Annotated in this window: 17 protein-coding genes and 2 pseudogenes; 15 read left to right on the top strand and 4 right to left on the bottom strand. The window is 39.3% G+C overall.

The window, feature by feature from the left end; all coding sequences use genetic code 11:
• The first annotated feature begins 1 nt into the window (after position 1).
• From V7O61_RS06025 to V7O61_RS06010, 4 genes are all read left to right on the top strand, one after another.
• On the top strand, positions 2–697 hold the full coding sequence (locus V7O61_RS06025) for a DUF4956 domain-containing protein (protein WP_023846284.1): 696 nt from the start codon (positions 2–4) through the stop codon (positions 695–697).
• Between the two features lie 54 nt (positions 698–751).
• Entirely contained in the window at positions 752–1,543 is a 792-nt protein-coding gene (locus V7O61_RS06020) for a carbohydrate-binding domain-containing protein (RefSeq protein WP_407282426.1), read from the top strand.
• Positions 1,544–1,857: 314 nt separating this feature from the next.
• The gene (locus tag V7O61_RS06015; protein WP_407282427.1) at positions 1,858–2,847 is read left to right on the top strand and encodes an ATP-binding cassette domain-containing protein; all 990 of its coding nucleotides are present in this window, start codon (positions 1,858–1,860) and stop codon (positions 2,845–2,847) included.
• Positions 2,844–3,626, top strand: a complete 783-nt coding sequence (locus V7O61_RS06010; protein WP_407282428.1) for an ABC transporter permease — start codon at positions 2,844–2,846, stop codon at positions 3,624–3,626. The genes V7O61_RS06015 and V7O61_RS06010 overlap by 4 nt, the downstream gene beginning before the upstream one ends.
• Before the next feature lie 49 nt (positions 3,627–3,675).
• Here V7O61_RS06010 and V7O61_RS06005 read toward each other — a convergent pair whose 3' ends face one another.
• Both V7O61_RS06005 and V7O61_RS06000 read right to left on the bottom strand, forming a co-directional pair.
• Positions 3,676–4,740: an iron ABC transporter permease gene (locus V7O61_RS06005; RefSeq protein WP_023843973.1), complete on the bottom strand. Its 1,065-nt coding sequence runs from the start codon at positions 4,738–4,740 to the stop codon at positions 3,676–3,678.
• 19 nt (positions 4,741–4,759) lie between these two features.
• Positions 4,760–5,935: an ABC transporter substrate-binding protein gene (locus tag V7O61_RS06000; RefSeq protein ID WP_407282429.1), complete on the bottom strand. Its 1,176-nt coding sequence runs from the start codon at positions 5,933–5,935 to the stop codon at positions 4,760–4,762.
• 367 nt (positions 5,936–6,302) lie between these two features.
• Between V7O61_RS06000 and V7O61_RS05995 the strand changes: the two are divergent.
• Positions 6,303–6,448 (top strand): annotated as a pseudogene (locus tag V7O61_RS05995) (IS5/IS1182 family transposase); the annotation flags it as partial.
• Between the two features lie 199 nt (positions 6,449–6,647).
• On the opposite strand, the gene V7O61_RS05990 reads toward V7O61_RS05995, so the two are convergent.
• Complete coding sequence (locus tag V7O61_RS05990) at positions 6,648–7,406, bottom strand: helix-turn-helix transcriptional regulator (RefSeq protein WP_407282430.1); 759 nt, start codon at positions 7,404–7,406, stop codon at positions 6,648–6,650.
• Positions 7,407–7,450: 44 nt separating this feature from the next.
• Positions 7,451–8,113 (bottom strand): helix-turn-helix transcriptional regulator, encoded by a 663-nt coding sequence (locus V7O61_RS05985; RefSeq protein WP_407282431.1) that lies wholly within the window; start codon positions 8,111–8,113, stop codon positions 7,451–7,453.
• Positions 8,114–8,924: 811 nt separating this feature from the next.
• On the opposite strand from V7O61_RS05985, the gene V7O61_RS05980 reads away from it, so the two are divergent.
• The 10 genes and pseudogenes from V7O61_RS05980 to pylC all read left to right on the top strand — a co-directional run bounded on the left by V7O61_RS05980 (position 8,925) and on the right by pylC (position 20,773).
• The gene (locus tag V7O61_RS05980; RefSeq protein WP_407282432.1) at positions 8,925–9,572 is read left to right on the top strand and encodes a methyltransferase cognate corrinoid protein; all 648 of its coding nucleotides are present in this window, start codon (positions 8,925–8,927) and stop codon (positions 9,570–9,572) included.
• A gap of 19 nt (positions 9,573–9,591) precedes the next feature.
• Positions 9,592–10,980, top strand: a pseudogene (gene mtbB / locus V7O61_RS05975) ([dimethylamine--corrinoid protein] Co-methyltransferase).
• 156 nt (positions 10,981–11,136) lie between these two features.
• Entirely contained in the window at positions 11,137–12,201 is a 1,065-nt protein-coding gene (locus V7O61_RS05970) for a DMT family transporter (protein ID WP_091711079.1), read from the top strand.
• A gap of 26 nt (positions 12,202–12,227) precedes the next feature.
• Positions 12,228–12,515, top strand: coding sequence for a hypothetical protein (locus tag V7O61_RS05965; protein WP_091711078.1), 288 nt, complete (start codon positions 12,228–12,230; stop codon positions 12,513–12,515).
• 844 nt (positions 12,516–13,359) lie between these two features.
• The gene (locus V7O61_RS05960; protein ID WP_407282433.1) at positions 13,360–13,647 is read left to right on the top strand and encodes a hypothetical protein; all 288 of its coding nucleotides are present in this window, start codon (positions 13,360–13,362) and stop codon (positions 13,645–13,647) included.
• Positions 13,648–13,823: 176 nt separating this feature from the next.
• Positions 13,824–14,927 (top strand): hypothetical protein, encoded by a 1,104-nt coding sequence (locus V7O61_RS05955; RefSeq protein ID WP_091711076.1) that lies wholly within the window; start codon positions 13,824–13,826, stop codon positions 14,925–14,927.
• Between the two features lie 877 nt (positions 14,928–15,804).
• A complete protein-coding gene (gene mtbA, locus V7O61_RS05950; protein ID WP_091711075.1) occupies positions 15,805–16,824 on the top strand; it encodes a methylcobamide:CoM methyltransferase MtbA in 1,020 nt (339 codons plus the stop codon).
• 401 nt (positions 16,825–17,225) lie between these two features.
• Positions 17,226–18,572, top strand: coding sequence for a pyrrolysine--tRNA(Pyl) ligase (pylS, locus tag V7O61_RS05945; RefSeq protein ID WP_407282434.1), 1,347 nt, complete (start codon positions 17,226–17,228; stop codon positions 18,570–18,572).
• 9 nt (positions 18,573–18,581) lie between these two features.
• Positions 18,582–19,673, top strand: a complete 1,092-nt coding sequence (gene pylB, locus V7O61_RS05940; RefSeq protein WP_407282435.1) for a methylornithine synthase PylB — start codon at positions 18,582–18,584, stop codon at positions 19,671–19,673.
• Positions 19,670–20,773: a 3-methylornithine--L-lysine ligase PylC gene (gene pylC, locus V7O61_RS05935; protein ID WP_407282436.1), complete on the top strand. Its 1,104-nt coding sequence runs from the start codon at positions 19,670–19,672 to the stop codon at positions 20,771–20,773. The genes pylB and pylC overlap by 4 nt, the downstream gene beginning before the upstream one ends.
• Position 20,774: the final 1 nt, after the last annotated feature.

Below are 20,774 nucleotides of genomic sequence, written 5' to 3'. Positions count from 1 at the left end.
AATGACAATAGATATTGAAAGTCTATTCGATTTTGAAGACCTGAGTGGAACCTTCACGGCCACCGACGTTTTTGTGGGCCTGGTCTTAGGTTTCATATTACTGGCAGGCATCGGATGGCTGTACAAACGAACGCATAAAGGAACATCTTACACCCAGAGTTACGTCCACACTCTCATCATGATGGGACTGATAGTAGACGTAATCATGCTCATTGTGGGCTCAAACATCGCACGTGCGTTCTCACTTGTCGGTGCACTGTCCATCATACGTTTCAGAAATGCAGTGAAAGAAATCCGTGACATTGGTTTCATATTCTTCGCTATGGCGATAGGTATGGCAATGGGTACAAGATTCTACATGCTGGCAATCATCGCAACCGGAGTAATCGGAAGTCTTATCTTCATAATGTATGAATTTGACTGGTTTGCAAGACCTGCAATGAGCCAGATATTGAAAATACAGCTTGACAGAGATGTTGATTTCGAAGAACTGTTTGACAAGGTATTCGTCAAATACACACAATCAGCAGACCTGATAGGGATAGATTCAGTCCGTTCAGGAACAGTGACTGAACTCGTCTATAGCGTAATACCCAAGAAAAAAATCAACAGGCATGAGTTTATCCAATCCATAAAAAATCTGAACGGAAACCAGAAAGTATTCCTGGTAACCGGTTACAACACCACAGACCTATGAAATTGTGAGAGACCTGTAAAATAGTATGAGGTAAAGAAAATGAAAAAGTACATTTTGATTGTAGGAGCCTTACTAGCCTTATTACTTATTTTTTTAAGTGCAGAAGGAAGTATTGTCTCCACAATTACAGGAGAAAGTAATAACAATTTAAGTGGTGAAGGAAGTACTGTCTCTACAATTACCGAAGAAAGTAATGATGATAGTTCCATATATGTAGCAAGTTCAGAATTTACTGACAGGGATTTAGAACAAGAAGCAGATTTAGAAGATGCAACATATATAGAAGCGAAGTCAGACACTGATATTACAATATCTGAAGAAGGTGTTTATGTAATAAGCGGAGATGCTACTGAAGTTACTATATATGTAGATGTAGAAGATGAAAGCAAAGTCCAGATTGTCTTAGGTGGTGTAAATATCGTTAATGAAGATATGCCAGTCATTTACGTCAAGTCAGCAGACAAAGTGTTCATTACTACTACGGATACCGTAAATTATATGGAAACATCAGGGTCTTTTGTTAGTGACGGCGAGACAAATCTCGATGCAGTCATATTTTCAAAGGATGATTTGGTTTTCAATGGTGTCGGCTCTTTAGAAATAGTTTCGTCTGAAAACGGAATTAGTAGTAAAGATGATCTTAAGGTAACGGGAGGAACTTATTATGTTACTTCAGAACTGGATTCAACTCCGACTACCATATCCATGGCTCCAAGATATGCTATTTGCCTGAGTGTACCGGCACCAATAGCAACTACCCTTTCAACGTTCTCTGGTACTTCAACAGTTCTTCCAGCCATATCTCTAACTTCTATAGTTGCTAATTCCTGTTCTTCATATGTCTGAATACTTTGTGAAGTAGAGGAACTATCTGTACAGCCCGACACAAAGGATGAAATAACTACCAATATTAAAGCAAAAAGCAATGTTCTATTTTTATTCATAATTATTCTCCGAAATTTGAAACGAAATATCGTTAGCATAGCTTGTATAAATGTATTTCTATTTGCTAACATAAAACAGCTTAATGAAAAGATTTATATATATAAATTATAAGAGTGCGAAAGGTTTTCCTGTTACATATGTGTTGTATATGAAATGAAAAATTACGCAGTCTAATAAATATTCCAAAAACAGCGGGATATTTTCAACGAGGTATTATGAAAGCTATAGAAGTCAAAGAACTAAGCAAATTATATCCACCGGATATTCATGCGGTTGATAATATCACTTTTTCTATTGATGATGGTGAAATCTTTGGCCTTCTGGGGCCAAATGGTGCTGGTAAAACTACAACTCTCAAAGCAATAACAACTTTAGGAAAGCCAAGTACCGGTTCTATCAAATCATTTGGAGTAGATGTTGTAAAGTTCCCAAAAAAAGCCAGGCAGATGTTTGGATATGTTCCACAGGCAGTGTCTGCAGATGGTGACCTTACAGGTTATGAGAACCTTCTCATATTTGCTAAATTATTCTACGTAAATAAGAATGAGCGTGAAAAAAGAATAAACAATGCTCTTGAGTACATGGGTCTTTCTGACAGAAGCCAGGATCTCGTAAAACACTATTCCGGCGGGATGATGAGAAGACTTGAGATTGCTCAGGCCCTGGTAAACAGACCTAAAGTACTTTTTCTTGATGAACCAAGCATAGGACTGGATCCTTCCTCTAAAAGACAGGTCTGGAAATACATTAAAAGGCTGAATGAAGAATTCGGAATGACTGTAGTTATTACAACCCATGATATGCTCGAAGCTGACGAACTCTGTCACAGGATAGCTATAATGAACTCCGGGAAAATAGCAGTAATAGATACACCTTTCCTGTTAAAGAAATCAATCGGAGGAGATATTATATCCCTTAACTTAATGGAAAGTGGCCAGAATGTATCACTTCCGCATGATCTGGGATTGATAATAGGTAGCGATGATGATAATCGTATATTGATATCTACAGACAATTCTGAAACTGCTATTCCTAAGATAATCAGGCATTTTGAGGGTAATGGAACCCTTGTCAGTTCTGTAACTGTTAATAAACAAACACTGGACGATGTTTTTATGAAATATGCAAGATCAAGCCTTCATCCCCAGGGTTCCATGAAGGATAATCACTCTGTACGCAGGAGTTTTGTGAGGCGTGGAAGATGACCTGCACAAATGACATCTATAATTTTGCATATAGTGCACTTGCAATAGTTGAAATGGAAATAAGGAAGATACGTCATGATTCAACTGAACTGTGGACCAGAGGTGTTCAACCTGCATTATGGCTTGTTCTCTTTGGAGAAGTTTTCAACAGAGTCCGTGATCTGTCAATTCCGGGTTATGATTATATCCAATTCCTAACTCCGGGAGTGCTTGCACAGTCTGTCCTCTTCATTGCGATATTCTATGGAATAACCCTTGTATGGGAACGGGATGTAGGATTATTGGCCAAATTACTTTCAACTCCCTCTCCCCGATCTTCAATAGTAGTTGGGAAAGCTCTGGCGGCAGGTGTAAGAGGAGTGTTTCAGGCAATTATGGTCTTTACACTGGCAGTATTTATGGGGGTAAACCTGCGACACAATCTTTTGAATATGGTGGGTGTTTTTGTAGTGATTATCCTACTTGCAATGTGTTTTTCAAGTTTCTCCATGTGCCTTGCATCATTGCTGAAAACAAGGGAAAAGATGATGGGAATAGGCCAGATGATAACTATGCCATTGTTTTTTGGTAGCAATGCAATCTATCCCATAACCCTGATGCCACCATGGCTTCAGTCTGTGTCTAAACTTAATCCTTTAACCTATGTGGTTGATGCACTTAGAGCCCTGCTTCTGACCGGAGATTATTCAAATATTCCTGATGACATAGCATTTCTGTCTGTAATCACTTTCGTTCTTGTAATCCTTGCTTCAATTTCCATTAGCAGATTGCTTGAATAAGTTATAGGAAAGTTACTTTTGCAAATAAGCAAGTTTTTTGCTTAAATTTTCACCTAATTCGTTTTCCTTTCAGTATAAGATAAATAAATGCAGGTGCTCCCAAAAAAGATGTAAGAACAGCAACCGGAAGCTGATATGGCTGTATTATGACTCTGGCTATGGTGTCAGCGCTAAGCAGTAGTAGTGAGCCAGCTACGATACTGCCTGTTAAAAGAAATCTGTGGTCGTCACCAATAAGCCGCCGTGCCATGTGAGGACAAATTAGTCCCACAAAACCGATGACTCCAAGGAATGCCACGGTTGTGGCTGTTACAAGGGAAGCACACATCATCCCCCTGATTCTTACTTTATCCACGTCCACTCCAAGGCCTTTTGCAGTATCATCGCCTGCATCGATGGCATTGTATTTCCAGCGGTTCAATGCAAAATATATGCTTGCTACAATAACAACAGCAGAAATAAGTCCAAGTTCACTCCAGCTTGCTCTTGCTGTGTCCCCAAAGGCCCAGAACACTATAGATGATAGCTGAGTTTCATCCGCAAAGTACTGAAGGAACATTGTTCCTGCTGAAAAAAGAGAGCCCATTGCCACTCCTACGAGTATCATTGTTTCAGAGGTATTTCCTCTTAATTTTGCAAACATGAGGATGACAAAAGTAACAAGCATCGCAGATGAGAATGCAGCGATAGTTGTTATGTAGGGGTTATTTATGATTATATCACTACTGCTGGTGCTTCCTGTGCCCAGGAGCATAATAGAAAATGCTGCTCCAAAGGCGGAAGCGTTTGAAATACCTAATGTGAAAGGGGAACCAAGAGGATTACGTAAAATAGATTGCATAACCACTCCGGTAATAGCCAATCCGGCACCTGCTACAATAGCTGTGAGTATTTGAGGAAGGCGTATGTTCCAGACTATACTGTCAAAGGTGGTTGAAACCGTATAACCTGTAAGCGTCCTTACTACATCTGTAACTGGAATAGCTACAGTTCCCGTTGCTATTGAAATTACTGCAATTGCCATGACAAGCGCAATCCCTGCTATTATGCAGGTTGCTTTCCTGCCGGTGTGCTCTTTGTATTGACTGGCTATGTCCCCTTGCACATAGTTCATTTTCTCACCAAGATCAAGTTTACTCAAATTCCATGCTTACGTATGCAGGAGTCTCGGAAATAGTCAACATTGTTTCATAAACTGACTTTCCTTTATTCTCATCACCTTCACATACAAGGAAACCATAGATCTCTGCAGCTTTATCCTCTACTGTAACATCCTCAAACTGTTCCGGGAAGAGAATAGTTCCTGCAAAGTATGCATCTACAAGTGCAGTATCAGGGTTGTGTGAGTAGAACTTGTAAGGCAGCACTCCGTAAACATTTCCATTCTGGAATGCTGAAAGCTGGTGGTAGGTTTCATCATGTTCAAGCTGGTAAGGGGCGTAATTCTCTCCATAGAACATGCTGGGTCGCAGTTCTAAAAATATGATTTCAGGGTCCCATACAAGTATGCTTTCTTTTGAGACTTTCTCCACGCTCATATTGTCAGGATTATATGCTACGTTCTTTGCGTTGATGAAATAGAGTGAAGGATGATGTGAGTCGGTATTCAGGAAATCGTATGAACCGGAACTACCTACACCACCGGCATAACATGATATCTTCTCTTCATCGGGCACATCTACTGTACGTTCATTGAGGTCTGCTATCCCTGCATCCATAAAAGATATTACCTCTTCAGCTCTTTCCTCTTTATCCATTACCTCACCCATTATGCGAAGTACCTGGTACATGTCTTCTCTTTCTTCTACCATGTCCCCCTCTGCGAGTGCAACCACAGGAATACCTGTTTTATCCTGTAATTCATCAGGGTCGTATCCGTCTGCTGCATATATCTGGAAAATGACTTCCGGTTGTGGGTCAAGGGTCAGAATAGCTTCAAGGTTCTCGCCTCCGTATTTACCAAAGGTTGGATAGTCCTCAAAATAGTTGTTTGCAACAGCGTATGCTTTGCCCACAGATACTTTGTATTCCATGCTGTCAACTGCGACAATCTTGCCCTGTGCTTCAAGGTATGTAAGGTATCTAAGTGCACCACCGCCTGAACAAATTACAGCCTCAGGATTTTTTGGCACATCAACCGTTCTCCCTACTGAATCTGTTACAGTAATTGTTTTTGATTCCGTTATGGCTTCTTCCTGTGCCTGAATGCTTTGGGACGCTGTATCATCATCCACACATCCTGAAACAAAGGCTGAAACCATAATTAGTGCGATTAAAAAAGTTACTGGAATTTTTTTGCTTCCACTCATGTTAGTACTCCTATTCAAAAGTAACAGGTTCAGTATAGTATTGAATTATATATGTTTTTCTAATAGATTACAATAATTAGGATGATACTTATATACAATCGTATTAAACTATTATAGGAGATTCTTTTTGAAAAGAAGCACAAATGATATTATGATCTCCTAAAAAATGAGAATAAAGAATCTTTCAAATTAACAACATAAACAATGGGTTTATCCACAATGTTTATCAGAGAATTACCGGTATATACCGAATGTTTCTGATCTTAATTTTATTGAAATGTGCCAGATTATCTACTGACTATTTTCATATCAAACATTTAGATATAAAAGGCTATTCTTTGTAGTAGCAGATTCGAATTCATAATAGATATATAGCTGTAAATATTCTCGAAAATATATCCAACATCAGCTCTTGATAATTATTTTGCTGAAAGACTATCTTGATGAAGATTATCGGGTATGGTTGAAATCGTAGGATTAATGGATGAAATGAAACAAAGATCTTTCATGAAAACATGTATCTCTGTTGATAATAAAATGAAATAACTTTGAGACAAAGAAAGAGGAAAAAGATCAAATGAGAGTAACGTAGAAAAATGGAATGTGAATTTAACAGAGAATTGTATCATAACAGAAATCTGGTTGAAATGATGTTCTCTGTTTGTCAAAATGAGGAGTTCTACAAAGCCTAACTAGTATCATTTTAAATAAGCTATTTCTCAACTAAAGGTTTTGAGATTCCTTTGTAATAATCAAAAAGTTCGTTTCCCCAATCTAAAGAGGCGTTATCAGAACTTAGTAATTCCCTATAATCGTATTTTCCATTTAAATTGAAGAAAATAATTGTCATCTCTTCATCACCGAGAACAATTTCGGGAGGATTTATTTCTTCTTCTATCATGAAAAAATAAACATTTTCATAATAATTTAGACTTTTAAGTTCATCTCCGAAACTCTCGTTCATCTTCTCATAAGTGTGTTTTTCAAAAATCAGCAATATCTCAATATTTTTCTCGGCAAAATCTTTGAGGATTCTGGGAGCTTCCGGATCAAACAATGAAATAACAATTTTTAAACGTCTTTTCACGGCAGTATTTTCAAGAAAATGCTTAAGAGGTTCAAACATGGAATCAAGTGAAAGGGTAAGAACACTCGAATATTCAAGCTCGCCCATCCTTTTTGCCAGATGATGAGGTACGGCCTGTAAATTCCGGGTAACCCAGTAATCACTTTCAGACGAAAAAGTATTCACCATTTTCAATAGAGGCATTAGAGAAGTTATCATCAGCTGCCCGTTATTTGATAATCGATAATCATTATCTTTTTGAAAAATCAATCCAGCATCTTTTAGCTCTTTCACAGGTTGCTTCAATAAGTTCCAGTTTGCTTCAAGAGCTTCAACAATTTCCTCACGGGTTTTTGAACCTTTGGATAGATAAAGCATAAGATCTCTTCTTTTTTCGGATAACATTATAGTATCAATGATGGATGATCTCATTTTTTTATTCCATTATTTTAATTTTTAGTAACAGGCTCTGCAATGTTCATGTAACATCGGCATAGTTCTTGACCCCATTCTATGGCTTTTTTATCATTACTCATCAATTCTTTATTACCATATATCCCATCATTTTTAAAAAATCCCAGCAACAAAAAGTTATCTTGTGCCACTATCATTGGTCTCAGAATGCCATCTTCGCAAACGAATAACTGGCAATTTGGTGAGTTCAAATGTAATTCATATTCATGAGGAAATTCCTTTTCCATTTTTTCCAGGATTGATCTCGTTAATATCATACATACTTTTTTTCCATTTTTTATTGGCTCTAAAAAATTGCTTGGTAATGTCGGTGGTAAAAAAGGCATGTATATGAGGAATTCTTTTGCAGTTGAAATGGTTTTCCTGAGTGGATCAGGGCAATCAAAGATGTCATCAAGGTCATAAACATGTAATTCACTGTTTTTAAGTTCACCAATCCTGCGATATAATTTTTCAGGAATTTGGGTCAGATCATTATTTTCCCAATAATCAGGATCAATTTCAATTAATTCGGCAGTGTCAATAAAAGATTGCAGGTTTTCAAGATTTAATTCCCCTATACCAGATAATTTGTACAAACCGTCGGCTTCAATTATTATGCCAGCTTTAATTAGTTTCTTTATCTCCGGGACTATCAATCTGGAGTTGATATTAAAATGTGACTTAATTTGGTCGATGTCTTTCGATCCATCTTGCAAATAATGTAATAGATTCAATCTCTTTTCTGAGAGCCATATATAGTTGATTTCCGAAGATTGCATTTTAATCGAATAATCCTTTTGTTATGTAGTGAATTGACATTCTAATTTTCATTATACTTTCAGAGTGTTCTACATTTAATAGTGCACATGTATGTACTATATAAGTGTTTCTATTATATAATTTCCATTGTTTTTGTATCAGATTTTCTGGAGTAACTGCTGTATATTGTTATCTCAGATTTATCAATTGAAATAATAGCTCAAATTGAAAAAGAAACGTTTTAGTTACAGAAATATTAATATTGCAGAAAATAGTTATATAAACATTATGGTCCAAATTGAACTTATCATAATTCATGTATAAGACGGAGTGAGCATATTTGTTAATATATTTTCAATCCACATATCAATATACTTAGTGGACTTTTTTCAAGAGAACATTTTTTCTCTTCTTTTCTCTTCATTATTTCAGTTATAAATTCGCTTGATGTATAAGGCACGAACCACATGCAAAAGTATGTATTCCATGTATTCGGGGGAAAGTATGAAACTATTACTATCTGAAGTCGATATCCGTAGGTTATTGACAAGAGCATAGTCCATTTTCCTATATACAATAAGCTAATTCGTTTAATTACAAGCTTATAGAATGCGATTTGCAACGACTGCAAATTTTCAGTAATTTTGTAGTGTCTTAGTTTATCGAATAGTGGTAGCTATGTAATTCTGTAAGTATGGAGGTTAAAAAATGTCAAATGAAGATGTGTTTGAAAAATTAGCTGAATGTGTCGTCGAGAATGATGAAGACACAGGTGCTGGTTTAATAGGACAGGCAATAGCAGATGGTGTAAATCCTGTTGAAATCATTGAGAAGGGTCTGTCCGCAGGAATGTTGGAGGTTGGAAACCGTTTTGAAGATGGTGAAATTTTCCTTCCACAGGTAATGATGGCAGCAGCTTTGATGACTAAGCTTGTGGCAAAGGTGCAAGAGCATATCCCTGCAGGAGAAAAAGCTGCAAGTAATGGAAAAATTGTTCTTGGTACAGTAGAGGGAGATGTACACGATATTGGAAAGAATATCGTAAAAGTGCTTCTTCAGGCAAATGGTTATGAAGTCTTTGATCTGGGTAGAGACGCTCCTCTTACCTCATTCATTGAGAAAGCCAAGGAAGTTGATGCAGATGTAGTTGCATCTTCTGCATTGATGACAGGTACAATGGCATTCCAGGCTGACATCGAAAATATGCTTAAAGAAGCTGGTATCCGTGACAGGGTAAAGACCATGGTCGGTGGGGCACCTTGTACCGAACACTGGAGAGAGAAGATTGGTGCTGATGTTTATGCATCAAATGCCAGTGACGCTGTTCAGAAAGTCCGTGAAGCACTAACCAACTAAAGTCAGAAGGAGGATTTTAATGTCAAAGATTCACACCCGTATGGGTGATGGAAGACGTGTTGAAATGACACGTGAAGAAATAAAAGCTGAGATTGAGGACGGTAACAACAACGCTGCAACTAAAGGTAAAGTCCCAAGTCTTACGGATGATGAACTTGATCATCTTGTGGATATTTTTACCACACCTGAAAGGTTTGTCAGCGTAAATCCAGAAGATCTTGTCGTCATGAGTACAGATGTAGCACCTGATACTATCTTCATGAACTACAGTGAATATGGTGGTGTGGGAGTTCCTACTGATACTGTCACTGCACAAATGATCGCTGAGAGAGTATGTGGTTCAGACTGTGTTCAGAATGCTTTCAGAGGTGGAAATCTCAAAGGTACAAGTGTTTCTATTATGCAGGTAAGGCAGGATATTGAAGCTCTTGCTATGAACACAATTGCTCCTATAATATACACCACCATGCCAAACATGGGAGCTTACTTCAAACCTGATGGTCCTTTCGATAACTGTGGAGACCTCATGGCTGCCGGTAAGATCAAGGAAGGCCAGGAGACCTACGAAGCTATTGTTCCATCTATTGTAAAAGATGCAATGTACATCTCTGAGATGGTAACCAGTATCGGTGCAGACTGTATAAACCTTGATACTGCCGCCGCCGCTGGAGATGCAGAATTCCAAGCAGTACTTGAAGCTACTGAAAAGATTACAAAAGAACTTGGTCTTCCTGTCCTTATCAACATGTCAAACCATTTCGTCATGGGTATGCATGGAGAGGTAGAATATAATGGTAAGAGACTTGCCGGAATGATGCCACATGATCAGGCAAAAGTTGTTGAAGAATCCGGGGCATCCGTCTACGGTCCTGTAGTCAACACCAACACCAAGAAATCTGTAGCATGGAACGTTGCAAAAGCGGCAGCAGTTATGAAAGAATGTGGTAAACAGTCAAATCTTCCTATACATCCCAACCTTGGTATGGGTGTATGTGGAGCACCTATGGCGGAGATTCCTCCTATTGATGCGGTTTCAAGAGCAGCAAAGGCTCTAGTAGAAGTTGGCCGTGTCGATGGTTTTTAGTGCGGACTTGGGGATCCCGTTGGGTTCCTCATAAGCAATGAAATGTCTGTTGGCATGCACGGAATAAGAACTGCTGGTGATCTTGTATTGAGAATGCAGATCTCCAAGAAGATGAGACTGAACGAAGCAAAGGAATATGTTGCCAAGAAGCTGGGAACTGACGTATACACGCTCTCTGATGAATATGCAATGAAAGAGATCAGAGAAGAATTGGGTATTGGAACTATCAATGCTGTTCCTGGTCAACCCAAAGGTCTGAAGGCAAAGGCAAAGATCGCTGAGCTGCTTGACATCAAGATTCCTTGTGTAGACTTGATGAGGTAAGCATAGGCAGTATTTTTTGAGTAGAAAATTAATGATGTGATCTAAGGAGGTGTGTTACTTCTTTACCACACTTCCCTAACACACCTACCTCCTTAGGTCTGAATGCATACACTTCCTGAAGATCACATTTGAATAATATTTAAGGTAGGTGAAAGAATGGATTCAAATTTGGAAGCAATTATCAAAAAAGAAAATAAAAATAGAATCACATGGGGTTTCATCATTGCATTCCTCTGTTCAGTATTATGGGGAATTGCATATGTAGCATTCACAATGCAGTGGATCGTTCCTCCTTTCGGTGACATGTCCGCATTCCCTGAAGGTGCAATGGGTATGCTGGTAGCAACAGCTACAATTCTTACATTCCAGATAGCCCTTACAGTTATTATTTTGAGTATCTTTTATCTGGGTGGAACGGGAAAATTTGCAGATTTCCCAAGAACAGCTTCTGCATTTAAGATATCTAAATGGTATGCTTTTGCAGCAGTCCTTGGTGGCCCGATTGCAATCTATGGTACAACTCTGGCAATTGGATATATTGGAGCAGCATTTGCAGCATCAGCTGCACTTCTCAGTTCAGTAATAGGTGCTTTTGCAGCTAAGTTCTGGTATGGCGAGAATATTACTAAAAGAGCATGGACAGGCATTGCTATCATGGTTGTCGGTGGTGTCTTTATATTAAACCCACCACAAACGATTGCAGAAATAACAAACCCTGCTGCTCCCGATGGTCTTTGGCTGGGATATCTCGGTGCAATTGCATCATTTATCGGATGGGGTATTGAAGGTGCTATAGCAGGGCGTGTTATCGATCTGACTGATTCTGACACAGGTCTACAGACACGGTTCTTAGCAGAACTTGGAATCTGGTTGGTAATTATCTGGCCTGTTTATATTCTTCTTATAGGACCTGGTGCTGTATATACCGCTCTGAGTGCTGCTCTTGCGAGCCCTTCGTTCCTTATATGGACATCACTTGCAGTTCTTTCAGGTAATTTCTCATATGTATTCATGTGGAAGAGTTATCCACTGATAGGTGTCGGTCGTGGAATGAGTGTTTCTACACTTTATGTACTCTTTGCAATAATTGCTCTGTATGTGTTTATGGGAATTCCAACTGCATGGTGGGTTATTCTTGGTGCTGTTATTGCAGTTGCAGGGATTTTTGTCATGTATTGGGACAGCGGTGATTCACTACTGGAATCTACCCGTTCAGATTGAAATGTACTCTAAGAGGTGACAACAAAATGACAAAATTACCTATGAAATCAAGACTTGTACAGATTCTATCCGAACAAAAGGAAGCATGGGATTATGAACTAATCACAAAGCTTCTTGCAGAATATGGTAAATCCGGTGATTACTGGAAATGGATGGCTCGTTTCTGGATGGCAGAGCTCTCATGTGGTGGCATATTCAGTATTGTGGATGTTGCTGCTGATGATGGGAAACGTTTTGCAAAAGGAAAAGTTTTGTACAGGTACAGTCTGACTGATTTTGGACAGGCACGTGTCAATGAACTTCTGGGGGCTTAAAATGTTTCATATAGATGGTGTATGGGCATTTGCAGGTGCAGACTATGTGTATCTTGCTTTGGTCTTGTTACTTGATCTGCTGGCACTCTACATAGGACGGACTTTTACCAGAAAAATATGAATGGAGTTGGAGGATGAAGTTGGCTCATCCTCTATTATTTATGATAATTCAAATGCAAAAATAGATTCGCAGGAAATATACTTGATTTGCGATTAAGGACGAGAGTTATCGTGGAGTCTGACAAAACACACTCCACTTTTAACAAATAAGATTATAATATTCCTGATACTGGGCAGAGCTGCTTATATTTGGAAGTTAAATTGTAATCAAGATCCAAACTAAGGAACTTTATACAGAGATGTGAATGGTAAAGTGTACATATACTGAAAAACAGCAGAAATTTTACTTTTCAAGTTGAAATTCCTTATTTTTTGAAATATTTACTCTGATTTTTGAAATCATAATTTTGAAAATATTCCTTTAATTTCATAGCATCACAGCATTGCTTAAATATTATTAAAGCTTCAAGAAAACCTGCTATAAATGTTTTAACCAATTTTCATAATAAAAACAGCTTTTTGTTATTCATATTTATTTTTTGACAGCAGATATTACTTGTAAAAGCATGAATCAATTGTATTTGAAGGAATAAACTGCAAGTACAGACATGGTCTACCATATGCATTAACAAAATCATTTTTAGCAATCCTTTTTCCTATATACTATTAGGTATCTCGTTAAATTAGTAGCTTACAAGAATGCGATTTGTAGAATAAAGTAGCATTATACCCTCAATTTCCGTGTAGTGTTAATAATTTGTTTTTGTAGGCATGGAGGCAGAGCATGGCAAAATTACCTATGAAATCAAGACTTGTTCAGATTCTTTCAGAACAAAAGGAAGCCTGGGATTATGAACTAATCACAAAGCTTCTTGCAGAATATGGGAAATCCGGCGATTACTGGAAATGGATGGCTCGTTTCTGGATGGCAGAGCTCTCATGTGGTGGCATATTCAGTATTGTAGATGTTGCTGATGATGATGGGAAACGTTTTGCAAAAGGAAAAGTTTTGTACAGGTACAGTCTGACTGATTTTGGACAGGCACGTGTCAATGAACTTCTGGGGGCTTAATATGTTTCATATAGATGGTGTATGGGCATTTGCAGGTGCAGACTATGTATATCTTGCTTTGGTCTTGTTACTTGATCTGCTGGCACTCTACATAGGACGGACTTTTACCAGAAAAATATGAGTAAATCTGGATGATTAAATTAGTCATCCGTTATTAATCGAAGGAGATAGAAATTATGGTTGGTATGGTTGATGACTTAGAAAAAGTTATGAGAAATGAGAATAAAAGCCGTGTAAGATGGGGCTTTATATGGGCATTTACCTGTGCCGTTCTCTGGGGTCTTGGATATGTGTCTCTCTCAATGTTATGGATAGTTCCACCATTTGGAGACTGGATGATATTTCCAGAAGGAGCTTCAGGTTATCTTGTAGCAACTATCATAATGACGGCTTGTACGGCCATAACATTCTCAGTAGTATTAACATTTGTATGGGTAGGTGGACAAAGTAAACTTGCGGACCTCCCAAGAACTATTTTATTCTTTAAGGTGTCAAAATGGTATGCGCTTGCTGCTGCTTTTGGTGGACCTATCGCAATATTTGGTTCAACTATAGCAGTAGGATATATCGGTGCTGCATTCGCTGCATCGGCTGCTCTTCTTTGCAGTGTGGTAGGCGCAATAGTAGCTAAATTGTGGTATGGTGAAAATATTACCAGAAGAGCATGGGCTGGAATCTGTATGATTATTATTGGAGGTATATTCATATGGAACCCATCCCAGATGCTAGCTGAAATAATGAATCCAGCAGCTCCTGATGGCATTTGGATAGGTTATGTAGGTGGAGTAATGTCAGCTATTGGATGGGGTATGGAAGGAGCTGTTGCAGCTCGTGCACTTGATATTACAGATGCAGATACCGGTTTAGTTGTTCGTTTTATCTCCGAAGCACTCCTATGGATCTTTGTACTCTGGCCGATCTCAATGCTTGTCTTTGGAATAGATACAATGGCCACGGTCATAGTAGCAACATTATCCAGTCCATCTTTCCTTATTTGGATTGTAATTACCGGTTTGTCACTGGGACTATGCTATATTGCACTGTACAAGTCCTTTCCTCTGATAGGAGTAGGTCGTGGATTGAGTGTCTCAACTCTCTATGTTCCATTTGCCATGGTGAGCCTTTATGTCTTTATGGGAGCGCCAATTGCATGGTGGCTTGTTCTTGGTGCGATGATTGCAGTTCTTGGTACCTTTGTAATGTATTGGGAAAGTGGAGATTCTCTTTTAGAGTGTACTCGTGACTGCAAACCTGCTCTTAATGAACTGAAGCACGATTAAAAATATAGAGACAATAATTAAAAGCAAAAGTACTAGATTTTTTGTGGGGTGTAAAAACACCCCATATTTGATATAAGTATCTAAAACTGGAAAGATGGTTATCAGGAAAGATACATAACTTGTCAATTTTGGTTTGATGTTTTAATCAAATTTTCATATTCGCTACTTTTATTAAATCTTAAATCATGTCTTTACATTATTAACTTCCTTTCATTTTACTATAACTAGATTTCTGATTCATATTCCAAAGCAACTTAGCATATTTTTCAACACAAAGTCAGTAACTTTTGTATTATATTTATTCTAAGCAGCACAGACCATATGTAAAAGCATGAATCTGATGTAGTAGAAGTTACAACATGAAATTACGTATATAGTCTAAATCATGAATATATTCATTAACAAAGTCATCTTCTGTTTTTTTAACAATCCTTTTTCCTATATACCATTAGGTATCTCGTTTAATTAGTAGCTTACAAGAATGCGTTTCGTACAATTACGTGGCACTATACCATTGATTTTCCGTATAGTGTTAACTATGTATTTTTGTAATTGTGGAGGTAAAAAAAATGTCAAATAGATTTAAATTCGAACTTTTTGATGGCGAAGGTATCGAAGCCATTCATCAGACAACAACAAAAATTTAGATTTTTAGTTAGCATTGACCTACTGTAAAAGGATGAATCGTCTGCAACCGTATGGATGACATATAATCATGTAAGTAATATGTACCTGCTTTTAAGATGTAAACAAGCATATTCTCTATTCATTGTGATTATCCTTTTTCCTTTATACTATTAGATACTTCGATAAATTGTAGCTTACTGGGCTGCTATTTGCATAAAATAGTTACGATTAAAATAAAGGAAAATCATACATGACAGAATATAATCCTAAAGAAAGATTGGCTCGTGCATTAACAGGTCAACCTGTAGACCGGATGCCTGCTATTTGTGTAACTCAAACAGGCACTGTAGAGCAGATGGAAGCTTGTGGTGCTTTCTGGCCAGAGGCTAACAGTGATGCAGAAAAAATGGCTGCACTAGCCGAAGCAGGTCACACCGTAGTTGGATTTGAGGCTGTACGTGTACCTTTTGACATCACTGCCGAAGCTGAGTTTTTTGGCTGTGAGATAAAAGAAGGTACAAAAGAACAGCAGCCATCCGTTGTTGGACATGTAGTAAAAACCATTGAAGACATCGAAAAACTCAAAGACTACGACATGAGCGAAGGCAGAATAAACGTAGTGTGTGATGCAATAAAACTGCTTGCGGATAAATACGCCAGTGATCTACCTATCATGGGCAGTATGATTGGTCCATTCTCACTTGCACAGCATATCAATGGTGATGATTGGTTCATGGCTATCATGACAAATGAGAAATTTGGCCTTGCTCTTATGGACTTTGTTACAGATTTCAATGTTGCATATGCACAGAAGATGGTCGAAAATGGTGCTGACACAATGGTCATCATTGACCCTACAGCAAGTTACCAGTTGATAGGTGCAGAATTTTACGAGAAGTTCGTGGTCCCATTCCACAGAAGAATTGTTGATGCAATGCATGAAATGGACGTTCCAGTAGTGTTGCATGTATGCGGTGATACCACCAAGGGACTTTCACTCATGGAAACATGTGGTGTCGATGCTATTAGTGTTGACCAAAATGTTGATGCTGCTGCTGCAGTTTCAAAAGTTGAGAAGGCTGTCATTGTAGGAAACCTTGATCCTGTAAATATGCTTTGGAATAAGACACCTGAGGCTATCAAGGAAGAGTCAAAGAAGATTCTTGATGCAGGAATAGGTCTCCTTGCACCAGGATGTGGTACTGTCAGCAAGACCCCAACTGAAAACTTGCAGGCAATGATAGAGATGGCAAAAAACCACACGTATTAATGGTAATTCCTCCAGGTTGAATCCTTCATATGGGTAGTGAAATTTTTGCCTGGAGAATTATATCTACACAATGTTAGGTTCGAATGGTATACCTCCTTCAATATTGCTAAGTCAGAAATCAGCAAAAAAGATTTCTTCCCTTTGATGTAAAGGGTCTACATCCATCTTGATGAAGCAAACAACACCTGTAGAATTTCACCTCCACAACTCCTTTGCCCTAGGCAAGAGAGTTTGAAATTCTACGAACCTAACTCCTTTTTAAATTATTGATAATAGCAAATACGCGATCCTAAAGGAAGTGAATCAATGCATCTCACCAACAAAAACCACAATTGGATACTCGAATATCTGGGATTTTAGGAATTGATTGGAAAAAAGCTTAGACTCCAGGAGCTGGTAGCATGGAAAGAAAGCCACTTGATACACTTATTGGTAAAAGCGGATTATGGGTGTCACGCAATGGACGCCTTCACGGAGTGAAGAAGTGCGAAACATCACAGAAGTACATTAGAATAGAAATGGATTGTGGAGATATTATTACTGTACGCAATTCCAGAAACAGCAGTTCTGCAAGAGCCCTTAGAACTCACAAGTTCCACAAACCCTGCAAGCGCTGTCGCCTGTCAGAAGACAGAATTAATGAATTCTCAAAGAATATCTCAAGAAAAGATGAAAACGAGATAAAAATTGTTCACTCTTTCAGACTGAAACCTGAAAATACGAATCATAAAACTGATCTAGATGTTGCAGAGGTTGCCAGGATCGCAAAAGTATCTCCTTCTAACATTCATAATCAACCAAAGGCTGGAACTAATTCTACTAGTGCTAATAACCCTAAATCACTTCCCGAATCAAGTAGAAGAGATTCCAGCCCTTCAAATCCTGGTAATAATTCCAAGGCTAAGAAAACATCTTCCCAACCACAACCTAAGTCAAAGAAAACTGAGTTCACACCTCTGCAAAAGAACAGGATACTCTCACTTTTAGGTCCCGGAGAAATGATATCATTCTCAAAGGAAAAAAGGTCCTTTGCAGAACTTGAATCCACCCTGACCCTCCAGCGTAAGAAGGATATCAGGGAGATGTACGAAGACAGCCGTGAAAATCTGCTTGGAAAACTTGAGAGAACAATAACAGAGTTTTTCGTGGATATGGGCTTCCTCGAAGTAAAATCTCCAATTCTCATTCCATTCGAATACATGGAAAGGATGGGAGTTGGTGAGGACAAGAAGCTCTCAGAGCAGATATTCAGGGTTGGAGACAACATGTGCCTGCGACCAATGCTTGCTCCCGGACTCTACAACCACCTGAGAAAGTTCGATAATGTGCTTCCTGATCCTGTCAGGATTTTTGAGATTGGCCCCTGCTACCGTAAGGAATCTGACGGAAACAGCCACCTTGAAGAATTCACAATGCTCAATTTCTGCCAGATGGGATCCAACTGCACAAGGGACGAGCTTGAGTACCTGATAAAGGAACTCCTGGATTTCCTGGGAATTGAATTCGAGATCGTTGCAGACAGCTGCATGGTCTATGGTGACACCATCGATGTGATGCACAAGAATATGGAACTCTCATCCGCCGTCGTAGGCCCGGTCCCAATGGACATGGACTGGGGAGTAGACAAACCCTGGATCGGAGCCGGTTTTGGTCTTGAAAGGCTGCTTAAAGTAAAACATGATTTCAAGAACATCAAACGTGCAGCCAGATCAGAATCATACTACAACGGAATAAGCATCAACCTGTGAGGTGGAACCATGATAAAGGACATTAATTACTGGGATCTTGACATTATCGCTGAAAATATAATAAACGGAAAGAAGCTCACCGACGACAACCTCAGAGAGCTCCTTTCCCTGACAGAAGAAGAAGACATAGAGAAGCTGCAATACGTTGCAAGAAAAGTGAGAGATCATTATTTCGGGAACAAGGTCTTCCTCTACAGCTTCGTTTACTTCTCAACCCACTGCAAGAACAATTGTGCCTTCTGCTATTACAATAAGTGTAACAACATACAGCGCTATCGCCTTGATCTTGAGGAGATACGCAGCATAGCAAGAGCCATCAGGAACGAGAAGATTCACATGGTAGATCTTACCATGGGAGAGGATCCTTATTTCCACAATAATCCTGAAAAGTTCGTTGATGTCGTAAGGGCAGTAAAGGAAGAAACAGGACTTCCAATTATGATCTCTCCCGGAGTCATGGATGACAGGACTCTCAGCAGGCTGCATGAAAGTGGAGCCGATTTCCTTGCACTTTACCAGGAAACACACGATGAAGAACTCTACCGGAAACTGAGGGTCGGACAATCATTTGATGAAAGGAATCATGCCAGGGAATTTGCCAGAACCAAAGGTTACTGCGTTGAAGATGGAATCCTCACCGGCGTTGGAAATGATATTGAATCAACCATAATCTCACTTCGCGGAATGCAAAAGGGGCAGCCTGACATGGTCCGTGTCATGACCTTTGTTCCACAGGAAGGAACTCCTCTTGAACTTGTGTCACAGCAGTCCAGCCTTTCCGAACTGAAGATAATCTCAGTACTCAGACTGATGTTCCCTGATAAACTCATACCAGCATCCCTTGACCTTGAAGGAATCGATGGCATGGTCCACCGCCTGAATGCAGGTGCAAATGTTGTAACATCCATCATATCCGCAGATTCCTCACTTGAAGGCGTTGTCAACTATGACAGGGAACTTGAGGAAAGGGACAGGGACTCAAAGAGCGTCATCAAGCGCCTGAGGTCCATGGGCATGGAACCTGCAAGCCAGGATGAGTTTAACAGGATCATCGAAAAGCAGCAGGTAACTCCTGTAAGAATCCCGGTGGCTGCACTATGACAACAATATGTATAATTGGTGGCAAGCTCCAGGGTTTTGAGGTCACTTACCTTGCACACAAGGCAGGCATGAATGTAGTGCTTGTGGACCGCAGGGAAAAGCCTCTCATACGCAGGGTTGTTGACATTTTTCACTGCTTTGATGTTGTCAGAGAACCTGAAAAGCTCATCCAACTCTCAGAAAATGTGGATGCTATAATCCCTGTGAACGAGAACCTTGAAACAATAGAATTTCTCAGGAGCATAAAGGACGAGCTTGCTTGTCCTGTACTCTTTGATTTTGATGCCTATCACATCAGCATGGACAAGAAGCGTTCCAAGGACTATTTCAAGTCAATCAATATTCCGACTCCTGCGGACAAGCCCACCAGCCCGCCATATTTTGTGAAGCCTCCGTGTGAGAGCAGCAGTATCGGGACATCTATAATATATGATGACAAGAATCTTGAAGGACTTGACCCTTCAATGCTCATTGAGGAATATGTTGAGGGTGATGTTATTTCTCTTGAAGTGATAGGTGATGGAACTAACTTTGCAGTTGTAAAGGAAACGAAGATTCATATCGATGGCACCTACGACTGCCACATGGTTACTCCTATTGATAATTATCCTGAGTTCAGGAAGATCACATATGAACTTGCTAAGAACCTCGATCTCCGGGGAATAATGGACGTTGAAGCAATAGACAGCCCCAGGGGACTTAAGGTACTGGAAATAGATGCAAGGTTCCCGAGCCAGACGCCCACAGCCGTTTATCACTCTACCGGGGTCAACCTTGTTGAGATGCTCATGCAGGCGTTTCTGGGAGAAGTTCAGGAATCTGACATGGTTCCTGAGACTAACTACTGCATTTACGAGCACCTTTTACTTGAAAATGGAGAATTGAAACCTGTTGGTGAGCATGTGCTCTCACAGGGAGACGAATACGTGCAGTTCCATAATTCAGAAGGACTTGAAATATTCGAGTCCAGAGGAGAGAACAAGAACAGTGTTTTCACCCTCATAAGTTACGGAACTGACAGAGAAGAGACTGAAAAGATAAGACAGAATGGAATGGAAATGATCATCGGTCATTTCATGAACAGAGAACAGGAGGAATGAA

This window comes from Methanolobus sp. WCC1 (assembly GCF_045690315.1).
Lineage (GTDB): Archaea > Halobacteriota > Methanosarcinia > Methanosarcinales > Methanosarcinaceae > Methanolobus > Methanolobus tindarius.
The sequence above is the reverse complement of the archived record's forward strand: the minus strand, read 5'-3'. Positions and strand labels throughout refer to the sequence as shown.

Bases quoted from the DNA above. Each gene is read 5' to 3' on its own strand.
- V7O61_RS06025 (WP_023846284.1), top strand. From the start codon at position 2: ATGACAATAGATATTGAAAGTCTATTCGATTTTGAAGACCTGAGTGGA.
- V7O61_RS06015 (WP_407282427.1), top strand. From the start codon at position 1,858: ATGAAAGCTATAGAAGTCAAAGAACTAAGCAAATTATATCCACCGGAT.
- V7O61_RS06010 (WP_407282428.1), top strand. From the start codon at position 2,844: ATGACCTGCACAAATGACATCTATAATTTTGCATATAGTGCACTTGCA.
- V7O61_RS06005 (WP_023843973.1), bottom strand. From the start codon at position 4,740: ATGAACTATGTGCAAGGGGACATAGCCAGTCAATACAAAGAGCACACC.
- V7O61_RS06000 (WP_407282429.1), bottom strand. From the start codon at position 5,935: ATGAGTGGAAGCAAAAAAATTCCAGTAACTTTTTTAATCGCACTAATT.
- V7O61_RS05990 (WP_407282430.1), bottom strand. From the start codon at position 7,406: ATGTTATCCGAAAAAAGAAGAGATCTTATGCTTTATCTATCCAAAGGT.
- V7O61_RS05980 (WP_407282432.1), top strand. From the start codon at position 8,925: ATGTCAAATGAAGATGTGTTTGAAAAATTAGCTGAATGTGTCGTCGAG.
- V7O61_RS05970 (WP_091711079.1), top strand. From the start codon at position 11,137: ATGGATTCAAATTTGGAAGCAATTATCAAAAAAGAAAATAAAAATAGA.
- V7O61_RS05965 (WP_091711078.1), top strand. From the start codon at position 12,228: ATGACAAAATTACCTATGAAATCAAGACTTGTACAGATTCTATCCGAA.
- V7O61_RS05960 (WP_407282433.1), top strand. From the start codon at position 13,360: ATGGCAAAATTACCTATGAAATCAAGACTTGTTCAGATTCTTTCAGAA.
- V7O61_RS05955 (WP_091711076.1), top strand. From the start codon at position 13,824: ATGGTTGGTATGGTTGATGACTTAGAAAAAGTTATGAGAAATGAGAAT.
- mtbA (WP_091711075.1), top strand. From the start codon at position 15,805: ATGACAGAATATAATCCTAAAGAAAGATTGGCTCGTGCATTAACAGGT.
- pylS (WP_407282434.1), top strand. From the start codon at position 17,226: ATGGAAAGAAAGCCACTTGATACACTTATTGGTAAAAGCGGATTATGG.
- pylB (WP_407282435.1), top strand. From the start codon at position 18,582: ATGATAAAGGACATTAATTACTGGGATCTTGACATTATCGCTGAAAAT.
- pylC (WP_407282436.1), top strand. From the start codon at position 19,670: ATGACAACAATATGTATAATTGGTGGCAAGCTCCAGGGTTTTGAGGTC.